10 protein-coding genes are annotated in these 13,201 nt (G+C 73.4%); 4 read left to right on the top strand and 6 right to left on the bottom strand.

Going from position 1 to position 13,201, the window contains the following annotated elements; translation table 11 throughout:
* Positions 1-37: 37 nt before the first annotated feature.
* On the bottom strand, positions 38-547 hold the full coding sequence (locus tag AB2U05_RS20705) for a hypothetical protein (RefSeq protein WP_045695751.1): 510 nt from the start codon (positions 545-547) through the stop codon (positions 38-40).
* A 353-nt stretch (positions 548-900) separates the two neighbouring features.
* Between AB2U05_RS20705 and AB2U05_RS20700 the strand changes: the two genes are divergently transcribed.
* Positions 901-1,392 carry an Rv3235 family protein gene (locus AB2U05_RS20700; protein ID WP_052706576.1) on the top strand — a complete coding sequence of 164 codons (492 nt, stop codon included), beginning with the start codon at positions 901-903 and terminating at the stop codon, positions 1,390-1,392.
* A 146-nt stretch (positions 1,393-1,538) separates the two neighbouring features.
* Here the strand turns inward: AB2U05_RS20700 and secA are convergent, their stop codons facing one another.
* Positions 1,539-4,307, bottom strand: a complete 2,769-nt coding sequence (gene secA, locus AB2U05_RS20695) for a preprotein translocase subunit SecA (protein WP_045695750.1) — start codon at positions 4,305-4,307, stop codon at positions 1,539-1,541.
* A 242-nt stretch (positions 4,308-4,549) separates the two neighbouring features.
* Here secA and AB2U05_RS20690 point away from each other — a divergent pair, with 242 nt between their 5' ends.
* A complete protein-coding gene (locus tag AB2U05_RS20690) occupies positions 4,550-5,107 on the top strand; it encodes a GNAT family N-acetyltransferase (protein ID WP_045695748.1) in 558 nt (185 codons plus the stop codon).
* A 103-nt stretch (positions 5,108-5,210) separates the two neighbouring features.
* Entirely contained in the window at positions 5,211-6,440 is a 1,230-nt protein-coding gene (locus tag AB2U05_RS20685) for a winged helix-turn-helix domain-containing protein (protein ID WP_045710165.1), read from the top strand.
* A gap of 16 nt (positions 6,441-6,456) precedes the next feature.
* On the opposite strand, the gene AB2U05_RS20680 is transcribed toward AB2U05_RS20685, so the two are convergent.
* Positions 6,457-7,215, bottom strand: a complete 759-nt coding sequence (locus AB2U05_RS20680; RefSeq protein WP_244178747.1) for a response regulator transcription factor — start codon at positions 7,213-7,215, stop codon at positions 6,457-6,459.
* A gap of 253 nt (positions 7,216-7,468) precedes the next feature.
* A complete protein-coding gene (gene raiA, locus AB2U05_RS20675; protein ID WP_045695740.1) occupies positions 7,469-8,161 on the bottom strand; it encodes a ribosome-associated translation inhibitor RaiA in 693 nt (230 codons plus the stop codon).
* 451 nt (positions 8,162-8,612) lie between these two features.
* On the opposite strand from raiA, the gene AB2U05_RS20670 reads away from it, so the two are divergent.
* Positions 8,613-9,308, top strand: a complete 696-nt coding sequence (locus AB2U05_RS20670; RefSeq protein WP_369185973.1) for a ComF family protein — start codon at positions 8,613-8,615, stop codon at positions 9,306-9,308.
* Here the strand turns inward: AB2U05_RS20670 and AB2U05_RS20665 are convergent.
* Both AB2U05_RS20665 and mtrB read right to left on the bottom strand, forming a co-directional pair.
* On the bottom strand, positions 9,296-11,158 hold the full coding sequence (locus tag AB2U05_RS20665; RefSeq protein WP_369183918.1) for an LpqB family beta-propeller domain-containing protein: 1,863 nt from the start codon (positions 11,156-11,158) through the stop codon (positions 9,296-9,298). The genes AB2U05_RS20670 and AB2U05_RS20665 overlap by 13 nt on opposite strands.
* Entirely contained in the window at positions 11,136-13,160 is a 2,025-nt protein-coding gene (gene mtrB / locus AB2U05_RS20660; protein ID WP_208615446.1) for an MtrAB system histidine kinase MtrB, read from the bottom strand. Before mtrB ends, AB2U05_RS20665 begins: the two co-directional genes overlap by 23 nt.
* Between the last annotated feature and the right edge of the window lie 41 nt (positions 13,161-13,201).

The following is a 13,201-nucleotide window of genomic DNA, read 5'->3' as shown; positions in this document are numbered from 1 at the left end:
GGTAACGCCGGCCACCGACCCGCCGGTAGGACGGGAGTCACGCCAGCAGCGCGGGGATCTCCTGGGTCGCGAACCAGAGCAGGTCGTGGTCCTCGGCGCCGTCCACGGCGAACTGGGCGTCCTGGTCGCCGCCGTCCGCCGCGGCCACCGCCGCGACCGCCGCCGCGACGTCCTCGACCACCTCGGCGTCGGCGACGTCCGCGTGCACCGAGGCCGCCTTCGCCAGCTTCACCGGGCCGGCCAGCACCACCCGGCCGAGCGAGGCCTGGTCCTGGTACTCGTCGCCGGGGAACGGCCGCACCGCCGAGTCGGCCACGTCCAGCGCCACCACGACCCGGCGGCGCGGGGCCCCCGGGTCGGCGGCCAGCAGCCGCAGCGAGGACTGCGCGGCCCGGTTCAGCGCCGCGTACTCCAGCTCCTCCAGGTCGTCGCTGACGTACCACTCGCGCAGCGCGGGGGTCACGGCGTAGGCCGCGGACTGCTCCAGGGCGCCGCCCTCGTGCGCCGCCGCCAGGCCGGTCAGGGTGGTGGGCACGTACACGCGCATCGGTGGCACTCTCCGGTTTCGTCCAGCGGCACAGCTACAGGGCCCAAGAATAAGCTCCGCCGGGCCGCCCGTGATCACCTGTCGGGCGAGCGCCGGCGCAGCGGGGGCGACCGGCGCGCGGGACGCCCGTCCGGGACGCCCGGGCGTCCCCTTTCCGGGTCGGACGGCCCGTGCGCGCGCGTCAACCGGGCGCCTGCGGGCCGGGCTCCGGGCCAGCCGCCGCAGGTGTCAATTCGCCCGGATAGGTGAACCTGCCCCGGGTTCCCGAGGGCTCGAAAACGCGTTGCCGCCCCGCACGCGGGCCCGCCAGCCTGATCCCGTCCGTACCCGCACCACCCGACCGGGGAGCCGCCGTGACCGCCCGCCTCAACCGCCTCGCCGCCGCACCGCACCGCCGTCCGCGCGCCGCCGACTGCGACCCGGCCGGGCGCCGGCCCCGCCACCCCCGCACCGCCTGCGCCACCGCCGCCTCGGCCACCGCCACCGCCGCTGGCGCCGTCCCGGGCCGCGACGGCGGGCACGATCCGCGGGCGCTGGCCGCCCGCTTCGCCCACCAGCTGGTCGAGGTGCTCACCGGCGCCCGTCCGTCCGGCCAGCTGATGCGGCACACCAGCCTGCACGGCTACGGGCAGCTCGCCTCGCTCGTCCGGATCGGGGCGCTGCGCCGCGGCGGCCCCGCCGACCGGCCCCGGCTCGGCCCGGTGCACGACCGCTCGCCCTCGGCCGACGCGGTCGAGGCCTGCGTGCGGGTCGACCTCGGCCGGCGGCACCACATGGTGGCCTTCCGGCTGGAACAGCGCGGCCCCGCCGGGCAGTGGCAGTGCACCGCCGTGGAGGCCCGATGAGCCCGATCAACGTCGTACCGCGGCAGCACCCGCGGCACGACGGGCCCGGGACGGCGCAGGGCGCCGCTCCCCGGTGGGAACGGCGCCCTGCGTGGCGTCCTGCGTGGCGTCCTGGTGGCCGGCCGGCCTCGGCCGCCCGGGCGGGCTCAGGCCTTGCGGCGGCGGCCCTTGGCCGACTTGGCGGCCTTGCGGCGCTCGGCGCGGGTCAGCCCGTCGCCCTCGTCCTCCGGCGCCAGGTCGTCGAAGTCGCCCTCGATCACCCCGCCGCCGACCTCCTCCGAGGGGGCCGTGTAGTGCAGCCGCTTCGGCTTCGGGGCCTCCAGGCCCTTGGCCTTGATCTCCGGGCGGGCGGCCGCCGCGTCCTTCTCCAGCTTGTCGAGGACCACCTCGGCGTCCTCGACCGGGACCTCCTCCGTCTGCTGCTCGACCTGGAACTCCAGGTTGAACAGGTACGCGACGGACTCCTCCTTGATGCCCTCCATCATCGCGGTGAACATGTCGAAGCCCTCGCGCTGGTACTCGACCAGCGGGTCGCGCTGCGCCATGGCCCGCAGGCCGATGCCCTCCTGGAGGTAGTCCATCTCGTACAGGTGCTCGCGCCAGCGGCGGTCCAGCACGGTCAGCACGACCCGGCGCTCGACCTCGCGCATGACCTCCTCGCCGAGCTGGTCCTCGCGGGCGCCGTACTGCGCCTGGATGTCCTCCTGGATGGCCTTGATCAGGAACTCGGGGGTCAGGCCGGACGGGCCGCCGACCTCCTCCTCCAGCTCGGCCAGGTCCAGGGTGATCGGGTAGAGCAGCTTGAGCGCGGTCCAGAGCTTGTCGAGGTCCCAGTCGTCCTCGAAGCCCTCGCCGGTGGCCACCTTGACGTAGGCCTCGACGGTGTCGTCCATGAAGTGGCCGACCTGCTCCTGCAGGTCCTCGCCCTCCAGGACGCGGCGGCGCTCGCCGTAGATGACCTCGCGCTGGCGGTTCAGCACCTCGTCGTACTTCAGGACGTTCTTGCGGATCTCGAAGTTCTGCTGCTCGACCTGGGTCTGCGCGGAGGCGATCGCGCGGGTGACCATCTTGGACTCGATCGGCACGTCCTCGGGCACGTTCGCCATCGAGAGCACGCGCTCGACCATGCCGGCCTTGAACAGGCGCATCAGGTCGTCGCCGAGCGACAGGTAGAAGCGGGACTCGCCCGGATCGCCCTGACGGCCGGAGCGGCCGCGCAGCTGGTTGTCGATCCGGCGGGACTCGTGCCGCTCGGTGCCGAGGACGTAGAGGCCGCCGGCCTCGCGGACCTCCTCCTGCTCGGCCTTGACCGCGGCCTTGGCCTTCTCCAGCGCCTCGGGGAAGGCCGCCTCGAACTCCTCCGGGTTCTCCGCCTGGGTCAGCCCGCGCTGCGCCAGCTCGGCGGTGGCCAGGTGGTCCGGGTTGCCGCCGAGCATGATGTCGGTGCCGCGGCCGGCCATGTTGGTGGCGACGGTGACGGCGCCCTTGCGGCCGGCCTGCGCGACGATCTGCGCCTCGCGCTCGTGGTGCTTGGCGTTCAGCACCTCGTGCGGGATGCCGCGCTTGCGCAGCTCCTGCGACAGGTACTCGGACTTCTCGACCGACACGGTGCCGACCAGCACCGGCTGGCCCTTCTCGTGCTTCTCGGCGATGTCCTCGACCACGGCGGCGAACTTGGCCGGCTCCGACTTGTAGATCAGGTCGGGCTGGTCGATGCGCAGCGGCGTCTTGTTGGTCGGGATCGGCACCACGCCGAGCTTGTAGATCTGGTGGAACTCGGCGGCCTCGGTGGTGCCGGTACCGGTCATGCCGGAGAGCTTGTCGTACAGACGGAAGAAGTTCTGCAGGGTGATGGTGGCCAGCGTCTGGTTCTCGTTCTGGACCTCCACCCCCTCCTTCGCCTCGATCGCCTGGTGCATGCCCTCGTTGTAGCGGCGGCCGGCCAGGATGCGGCCGGTGTGCTCGTCGACGATCATGACCTCGCCGTTCATCACGACGTAGTCCTTGTCCCGCTTGTACAGCTCCTTCGCCTTGATGGCGTTGTTCAGGAAGCCGACCAGCGGGGTGTTCACCGACTCGTAGAGGTTGTCGATGCCGAGGTAGTCCTCGACCCGGGTGACGCCCTCCTCCAGGATGCCGACGGTGCGCTTCTTCTCGTCGACCTCGTAGTCGCGGTCGATCTTCAGGCGCAGCACCAGCTTGGCGAAGTCGGCGTACCACTTGGTCGCCTGGTCGGCCGGGCCGGAGATGATCAGCGGGGTGCGGGCCTCGTCGATGAGGATCGAGTCGACCTCGTCGACGATCGCGAAGTTGTGGCCGCGCTGGACGAGTTCGTCCTTCGACCAGGCCATGTTGTCGCGCAGGTAGTCGAAGCCGAACTCGTTGTTGGTGCCGTACGTGATGTCCATCGCGTACTGGCGCTTGCGCTCGGCGGGCGTCATGTTGGCGAGGATCACGCCGACTTCGAGGCCGAGGAAGCGGTGCACCCGGCCCATCCACTCCGAGTCGCGCTCGGCGAGGTAGTCGTTGACGGTGATCAGGTGGACGCCCTTGCCGGTGAGCGCGTTCAGGTACGCGGGCAGGGTGCCGACCAGGGTCTTGCCCTCGCCGGTGCGCATCTCGGCGACGTAGCCGTGGTGCAGGGCGGCGCCGCCCATGAGCTGAACGTCGTAGTGGCGCTGGCCGAGCACGCGCTTGGCGGCCTCGCGGACGGTGGCGAAGGCCTCGGGGAGGATGTCGTCCAGCGTCTCGCCGTCCTCGAGCCGCTGCTTGTATTCGTCGGTCAGCGCGCGCAGCTCGGCGTCGGTGAGGTTGACGAAGTCCTCTTCGATGGAGTTGACCTGGGCAGCAATCCGCTGCAGCTTGCGAAGGATCTTGCCTTCGCCGGCGCGCAGGATCTTGTCGAAGACGGACACTTGGGCGGGCTCCTTGCCTGTATTGGCACTGGACGACTGCACGGCGGGTCCACCCCACCGCACGGGCCATCGTATGCGAGGAGTCCAATGCCCCGGGAGGTGCGTCAGCACGCTATTCCCGTGTCACCCGCGCGGGCACATGGATCGATAGCGCCGTCGAACGTGACAAACCGGTCAGCGGGTCGAGGAGTTGGCCCCATATCCGGATGCTCCCGTTCGCCCTCCCACGGAATAATCCCGACATGGAAGAACAGCACAGCGAACCCGTCACCCTCACCACCGAGCGCCTCGTCCTGCGCGCCCCGCGGGAATCCGACATCGACGCCGTCTTCGCCGCCTGCCAGGACCCGGAGATCCAGCGCTGGACGATCGTCCCCTCCCCGTACCGGCGCGAGGACGCGGAGTTCTTCGTGCGCGACCTCGCCATCGAGGGCTGGCGCACCGGCGCGAACCGGATCTGGTGCGTGTTCGAGCGCGAGTCCGGCGCCCTGGTCGGCAGCCAGGGGCTCGTCCTGCGCGACAACGACCCGGGCTGCGCCGAGATCGGCTGGTGGGCCGTGAAGGAGTTCCGCGGCCGCGGCTACACCACCGAGGCCGCCCGCGCGGTCTCCCACTACGGCCTGCGCGAACTCGGCCTGCGCCGGCTGGAGTGGGTGGCCTACGTCGGCAACGGGGGCTCGCGCGCGGTCGCGGAGAAGTCCGGCTACCGCATGGAGGGCACGCTGCGCTCCTTCGCCGAGCAGCGCGGCGTCTTCCACGACGCCTGGCTCGGCTCGCTGCTCGCGTCCGACCTGGACTGACCGCGGCCGCGGCGGCACCCGCCGTCACCGCCACGGCCGCGGCCGCTCCGGCCCCGGCCGCCGGCCGGCCCGGGTGTCAGTGGCCCCGGCTACGCTCGCCGGCATGACCGCCGCCGCTGCCGATCGCGCCCCCGGCCACCGCGCCACCGCCGTCCTGTCCGCCGACGAGGCCCGCCGGATCGCCCTTCGCGCCCAGGGCCTGCTCGGCGCGCCCGACCGCCGGGCCGGGGTGCGCGGAGTGCTGCGACACCTGGGCGCCGTGCAGCTGGACACCATCTCGGTGCTGGCCCGCTCGCACGAGCTCGTCCCCTACGCCCGCCTCGGCGCGGTCGGCCGCCCGGCCGTCGAGGCGGCGTACTGGGGCGCGGGCACCAGCTTCGAGTACTGGTCGCACGCGGCGTGCGTACTGCCGATCGAGGAGTGGCCGCTGTTCGCCTTCCGGCGCCGCCGCTACCGCGACCGCGGCCACCTCTGGGGCCACCAGGTCGCGCCCGAGACCTACCGGCACGTGCTGGACCAGCTGCGCGCCGAAGGGCCGCTCACCTCGACCGAATTGGGCGGCGCCAAGAAGACCGCGCAGTGGTGGGACTGGTCCGACACCAAGATCGCGGTCGAACGCGCGCTGGCCTTCGGCGACGTGGTGTGCACCGAGCGCCGCAGCTGGAAGCGCGTCTACGCCCTGGCCGAACAGGCCGTCCCGGCCGCCCTGTTCGGGCAGGAGCCCGAGGACGAAACGTGCGTGCGCACCCTGGTCGCGCAGGCCGGCGCCGCGCTCGGCGTCGCCACCCGGGCCGACCTGCTGGACTACCACCGGCTGCGCGCCGAGGAGTTGGACCCGGTGCTGGCCGACTGCGGACTCGTCCCGGTCGAGGTGGCCGGCTGGGGCCCGGACGGCGCCCCGGCCCCGGCCTGGGCCGACCCGGCGGCACTGGCCTCGGCCCCGCGCGGGCGCCACCGCACCACACTGCTCTCGCCGTTCGACTCGCTGGTCTGGGACCGCGCCCGCACCGAACGGATCTTCGGCATGACGCACCGGCTGGAGGCCTACACGCCCAAGCACAAGCGGGTGCACGGCTACTTCGCGATGCCCCTGCTGGCCGGCGGCCGGCTGGTCGGCCGGGTCGACCCGGCCCGGGAGGGGCGCACCCTGGTCGCCCGTCAGATCTCGCTGACCGACGCCCCGGGGCCCCGGGGAACCGGCGCCCGGCACGTCGAGGCGCTGGCCGCGGCCCTGCGCGAGGCGGCCGCCTGGGTCGGCTGCGAGGCGGTGCGGGTGGAGGCGCTGCACGACGAACGGCTGCGCCCGACCCTGGAGAAGCTGCTCACGGCGTAGCCGGGAGCAGCCCGGCTCACCCTATTTCGAGGATCTTCTCCCGCATCGCGTACACCACGGCCTCCATCCGGGAGTGCAGCTGGAGCTTCTCCAGGATGTTGCGCACGTGGTTCTTCACGGTGTTCTCGCTGATGAACAGCTCCTTGGCGATCTCCCGGTTGTTCATCCCGGTCGCCACCAGCTTCAGCACCTCCAGCTCCCGGTCGGTGAGCCGGGGCGCGGGCACCAGGTCCCGGTCGTCGGAGCGGCGCTGGATCATCGACTTGAACTCGGTGAGCAGCTTGGACGCCATCGAGGGGCTGATCTGCGACTGCCCGTCCGCGACCGCGCGGATCGCGGTGGCGACCTCGTCGGTGGAGATCTCCTTGAGCAGGTAGCCGGTGGCGCCCGCCTTGATCGCCTCGTAGAGGTCGGCCTCCTCGTCGCTTATCGTCAGCATGATGATCTTGGTGCTGGGCGCCACGTCCTTGATCGCCGTGCAGGCCTCGATCCCGCTGCGGCGCGGCATCCGGACGTCCATCAGGATGATGTCGGGCAGCAGGTCGGCCGCCTTCAGCACGGCCTCGGCACCGTCCCCCGCCTCGCCGACTACCTTGATGTCCGGCTCCTCCGCGAGGACGATCTCCAGCCCCCGGCGGAACAGCGCGTGGTCGTCCACGACCAGCACGCGGATCGGCTCACCCCGGTGCGGCGCGTACGCGGGCTCCTCCTCCGGCCTCGGCGGCAGCCCGGCGACCGGCCCCCCTGCGGGCCCCAGCCCGAAGTGATCCCCCATCCGCTCCTCCCCCTTCGCGGGTCGTCGTGCGCCAATCATTCCACGCCCGCCCGTGGCCCCGGTCACCCTCCGGCGCCGATTCCCCCGCATCGGGTGACCCCCCGGCCGGGGGGCGCCCGGGAACCGTTCGAACCCGCCCGGTCCGGTCCCCGCGCGAACCGGCCCCGGCCGCCGGGCTCCGCGGCCCGGAACGCCGGTGACCCCGGCGGCCGCGGCCACCGGGGTCACCCCTTCATCGAGACTGCTCGGACGGTCAGTCCTCGTCGTCGGACCGACCGATCGCACCACCCGCACCGCTGGCCACTCCGGCCGCCATGTCGGGCTGGACGTGGATGACGCCGTAGTCGTAACCGCGCCGGCGGTAGACGACGCTCGGCAGGCCGCTGTCCTTCTCCACGAACAGGTAGAAGTCGTGGCCGACCAGCTCCATCTCGTACAGCGCCTGGTCCAGCGCCATCGGAGCGGCCGAGTGGGTCTTCTCGCGGACCACCAGCGGGCCCTCGCCCTCCACTTCCAGCGATCCCATCATGGTCTTGCGGACGGCCCCGTTGGTCGCGCTCTCCGTCGTCGTCTCCGGCAGCGCGGCCAGGGCCGCGGTCGCCTCGGCGACGCTGATGGGGGTGCGGCCGTTCGCGCCGCCCTTGTGGACCCGGCGCCGGTCGGCGGACTTGCGCAGCTGCGCGTCGAGCTTCGCGGAGGCCAGGTCGAGCGCCGCGTACGGGTCGGCGGCGGCGGCTTCGGCCCGGATCACCGGGCCACGGGTACGGAGAGTGATCTCCACCCGGTCGGACCGGTCGGCCTGCCGCGGGTTGTGCTCCTTGGACACCTCGACGTCGAGGCTGATCACCTTGCCGTCGAACTTCTGGACCTTCTCCAGCTTCTCGGCCACGTGCTCGCGGAACCTCTTGGGCACCTCGGTCTTGCGGCCCTTGACGACGATGTCCACGCAGAACTCCGATCCCTCGTGCTGACGCCGATCCGGGTGCTACCGGATCGGGCTGAGACCCAGCTGGACCAGCCCATCCACTGCCGGCCCCCCGTTCCACCGCGGACGGTGGAAACGACTGGCCCTCACCTCACTTCCTCCCCACCAGGGCCGGTTGAAACCCCCTGGAGCCTTATCGAACACCTCACACGGGGTTTTCGCCTCCCCAGCCGAGGCATCGACGGGTGACGCGGGCACGACCCGACACCGCGGACGGCCGGTCAAGCTGTCGCACCCTGTCTACCCTCTTGCGAGTGAAGCATGGGTGAATACCTGGACAACACCCCCCGTACGGCGCATCCTTTGCTCACTCTCCGTGCCGCCGCCAGGAGCAGCCGTGCCCTCCACCCCCGCCCCTCCCCCGTCCGACCGGGGACCGCTCGGCCACGCCCTGGCCGGGCTGCTGGACGTCCTGCTCCCCGCCGACTGCGCGGGCTGCGGCGCCTTCCGCACCCCGCTCTGCCCCGACTGCCGGCACGCGCTGGCCGCCGCCCGGCCCGGTCCCACCCTGCTGCCCTGGGCGCACGCCGCCGCGCCGTACACCGACCCGGTCCGGCAGCTGCTGCTGGCGCACAAGGAGCGGGGCGCGCTGCGGCTGGCCGGCCCGCTCGGCGAGGCGCTCGGCCGGGCGGTGCGCTCGGCGCTGGGCCCGCGCGCCGAACGGGCGCCCCTGCTGCTGGTCCCGATGCCCTCGGCCCGGGCGGCCGTGCGGGCCCGGGGCCACGACCCGACGCTGCGGCTGGCCGGCGCCGCCGCCCGTTCGCTGCGCCGGGCCGGCCTGGACGCCCGGACGGCACCGCTGCTGCGGCACACCCGCCCGGTCGCCGACCAGGCCGGGCTGGGCGCGGCCGAGCGGCGGCGCAACCTGCACGGCGCGCTCACCGTGCTGCCGCGCGCGAACCGCGCGCTGGTGGGGCGTCAGCCGGTGCTGGTGGACGACCTGGTGACCACCGGGGCCAGCCTCGCCGAGGCCGCCCGGGCGCTGGCCGCCTCCGGCCTGCCGGCCCGGGCCGCCGCCACCGTCGCGGCCACCGACCACCGGACGGGCCGGACGGGCCGCACGGACGGCACCGACCCGGCGGGCCGGAGCGGGGGTCAGCCGGCGTAGAAGTAGGCGCCGGCCTTGTCCTGCATCTGCAGCTCCCGCCACTGGGCGTTGATCAGCCGGTACACCTTGCCCTCGGCCACCGCGAGCACCGGCGGCGCCGCGGCCAGCACGTTGCTGCGGGACTCGGAGGCCGAGATGGTCAGCCAGCCCGGGCCGCTCTGCAGCGGGCTGTCGCTGCTCTGCGAGCCGTCCGTGCTGATGTAGTACAGCTGCTGGATCCGGTCGCCCTCCTTGCCGAGCACCAGCAGTTGGTCGGCCTCCGCCCAGGCGACCGAGGCGACGTCGGTGAGCAGCGGCGCCACCCGGCGCAGTCCGACGATCTTCGCGGTCGGCTCCTGCGGCGTCCCGCCGTGCACCACCAGGCCGAACAGCAGCGACCGGGTGCCCGAGCCCTGGTTCTTGACCACGAGGGCGATCCGCGCGCCGTCCGAGGAGATCTTGAGCGCCTGCACGGTCTGCCCGTCCAGCCCCTCGACCGGCACCGGGTAGGTCTTGTTGCCGCGGACCATCACCACCCGGGGGCCCTGCGGGTTGCGGTCCGCCACCCAGAGGTCGCCGCGGCCGTCCCAGCTGGGCGAGGCCAGTCCGTCGCTCCGGTCGGCGGCCTTGACCGGTGAGGTGAGCACCGGCTCGGGCATCGACACGGAGTTGGCGGAGAGCGGCACCGAGAACAGCTGGTGGCCGTCGCCGCTGATCGCGGCGGCCCGGGAGCCGTCCCGGGCGACGGCGATGGTGCCGAGCGGCGCGGTGCCGTTCGGCTGCGGCTTGCCGAGGGCGCCGTTCACGGCCTGGCCGCCGTGCTGGTCGTCGGCGGTCATCAGCACGCCGTTGTCGGCGCGCTGGTAGTACTGGATCGCGGGCGGGGGCCCGGCCAGGGCGCCGGGGCCGGTGTTCGGCGCGTCGGTGCGGCTGGCCGTGCAGGTGCCGCGCTGGCCCTTCAGTTCGAGCCGCTCGACCTGGCCCTTGACCTGGTCGGCGAGGGTGTAGAAGAGCTGGTTCGCCATCCGTCGGCAGGTGGCCGGGTCGCTCACGTCCACGCCGAGGAGCTGCACGTGGGCGGCGCGGTTGTCGTCCACCGTCACCCGGTCGACGCCGGCCCCGGGCGGGAAGGCCGTCCGGGCGACGGGGTTCAGCCAGTCCGAGGGCCCGGCGACCACCGCCTTGGCGGCCGCCATCAGCGGGTCCATCCGGCGGCGCAGGTAGATCGGGTCGGCGATCAGCACCTCCTGGGGGGAGCTGCCGGCGATGAACGCGGACGGGTCGGGGGCGGTGTAGAAGTACCGGTCGACCTGGCGGTAGGTGTTGCGGAAGTTCGTCTCGTTCATGATCACGCCGGGCGGCAGCTTGTCGATCCGCCACTCGCCGCCCTTCTCCCGGACGAACGTGAAGTCGGAGGCGCTCGGGCCGTCCGCGAGCAGGTACGAGTGCTTGGTGTCGACGGAGGCGACCATCGACCCGCTCACGGTGAACTGCGCCGTGGTGTCCGCCTCGGTGGTGGCGGCCTGGACGGTCCGCTTGACCATGTTGTCGGAGAGCACCTGGATCCCGGCCTCCGGGTTCCAGTGCGCTGCGGCGTTCTCGGTGAGGTACTGCCGGGCGACGTCGAAGCCCTCGTCGGCGGTGACGGCGTCGAGGAAGCCGGTCAGCAGCTCGCGCGGCCCGGCGCCCTTGGCGGGGCCCAGCGGGTACACCCGGGCCTGCAGGTTCTTGTCGGCCGCGCCCTGGGACAGCTCCACCCTGGAGATGCCGCCGGAGTCCGGCATGGCGGCGCAGCCGCTCGCCACCAGGGCGAGCAGCGCCGCGCCGGCCACCGCCGCGACCCGCGACTCAGTCCCGCTCGTCCTTCGCACGCTGCGACCCCTCCAGGTCCGTCCCGCCCGTCACGCCCGGCTCCGCCGTCCGCGCTGCCACCGACGGCCGCCCGGGCGTCGGGTCCACCATGACCTGGGCGCCGGTGGCACCGTACCCGGCCCCCGCCGTCCGCACGTCCGAGGGGTCCGAGCGCGGGCCCTCGGGCAGCCGCTGCCGGCCCAGGTCGATGTTGAGCACCCCGCCCAGCCCGCTGCCGAGCCCGCTGCCGACGCCCTCCGGCGTCTCGGCCGGCTCCTCGGCGGCGCTCAGCGCCGTCGCGCCCGCCGGGGCGATCGCCCGCCGGTACGGCATCCCGTAGGTGCCGAGGCCGCGGTTGTTGCGGGAGTCCTCCGGCTCCAGCCGGAACGGCGCCCGGCTGATCTCCCCGCCGCGGGTGCGCGGCAGGGTGAGCCGGAAGTGCGAGCCGCCGCCGGGCTCGCCCCAGGCCTGCAGCCAGCCACCGTGCAGGTGGGCGTCCTCGACCGCGATGGACAGGCCGAGGCCGGTGCCGCCGGTGGTCCGCACCCGGGACGGGTCGGCCCGCCAGAAGCGGTGGAAGACCCGGGAGGCCTCGCCCGGCTTGAGTCCGATGCCGTAGTCGCGCACGCCGACCGCGACGGCGCCGTCCGCCGAGCCCAGCCGGACCACCACGTCGCGGCCCTCGCCGTGCTCCAGCGCGTTGACCACCAGGTTGCGCAGGATGCGCTCGATCCGGCGGGAGTCCACCTCGGCCAGCACCGGCTCGCCGTCGCCGCGGATCACCACGGCGCTGCCCTTGGCCTCGGCGAGCGGTTCGGCGGCCTCGACGACCCGGGTGACGATCTCGCGCAGGTCGACGGGCTCGGCGTCCAGGATCGCCGCGCCGGCGTCGAAGCGGCTGATCTCCAGCAGGTCGGCGAGCAGCGATTCGAAGCGGTCCAGCTGGCCCTGCAGCAGCTCCGCCGAGCGGGCCGCCATCGGGTCCAGGTCCTCGCGGCTGTCGTAGATCAGGTCGGCGGCCATCCGGACGGTGGTCAGCGGGGTGCGCAGCTCGTGCGACACGTCCGAGACGAACCGGCGCTGCACCCGGGACAGCTCCTCCAGCTGGCGGATCTGCGCCTGCAGGGCGTTGGCCATCCGGTTGAAGGACTCGCCGAGGCGGGCGATGTCGTCCGTCCCGGTCACCTTCATCCGCTCCTCCAGGTGCCCGTCCGCGAGGCGCTCGGAGATGCCGGCGGCCATCCGGACCGGGGTGACCACCTGGCGCACCACGACCCAGGCGATGGCGCCCATGAGGATCACCACGAACACGCCGGCGGTCGCCAGGGTGCCGGTGATCAGGTTGAGGGTGTCGGTCTCCTGGCCGAAGGAGAACACGTAGAACAGCTGGTAGCTGGTGCCGGACGGGCCGACGAACTGCATGCCCAGGGCCAGCCCGGGCTCGGAGCGGCCGTCCGCCCGGTGGATCCGGGTCGGCTGGTCGAACATCTGGCCGGGCTCGACGTGCACCTTGTCGCGCAGGCTGTCCGGGACGCTGGTGGGCAGGATGTCGCCGGTGTAGCGCGGCGCGAAGCCGGTGTCGGGGACGACGGCCCCGGTGCCCGGCGCCATCGCGATCACCGAGTACACCGTCTGCCCGCTCGCCGCCAGGTCGTTGACCCGGCGCAGCAGCCAGGTGCCGGTGTCCTCGCTGGTCGAGTCGGCGGTGCCCCGCAGCCGCTGGTCCTTGGCCTCGTCGATCTTCTTCAGCTCGGCCTGGAACCCGATCCTGGCCTGCTCGCGCGCGGCGCCCATCTTGGTGTCCAGCAGACCGGTGCGCACCTGCGCCACCACGACCACGCCGAGCACCAGGACGACCGCGATCGACAGCAGCAGGGACACCGCGACCACGCGCACCTGGATCGACCGGCGGTACAGCACCGCCGCCCGGCCCACCGGTCGGCGCAGCTGACGGGTGAACAGCCCGAACACCCCGCGCGGGCCGCGCCGGCGGCGGGCGGTCGAGGTGGTCGAACTGAGCACGTCCCCGCGCACGGCACCGGCCCCGTCGGTCGCGGAACCCG

This window comes from Streptomyces sp. Y1 (genome assembly GCF_041053115.1).
In the GTDB taxonomy this organism is placed as follows: domain Bacteria; phylum Actinomycetota; class Actinomycetes; order Streptomycetales; family Streptomycetaceae; genus Kitasatospora; species Kitasatospora rubellomurina.
The sequence above is the reverse complement of the archived record's forward strand: the minus strand, read 5'-3'. Positions and strand labels throughout refer to the sequence as shown.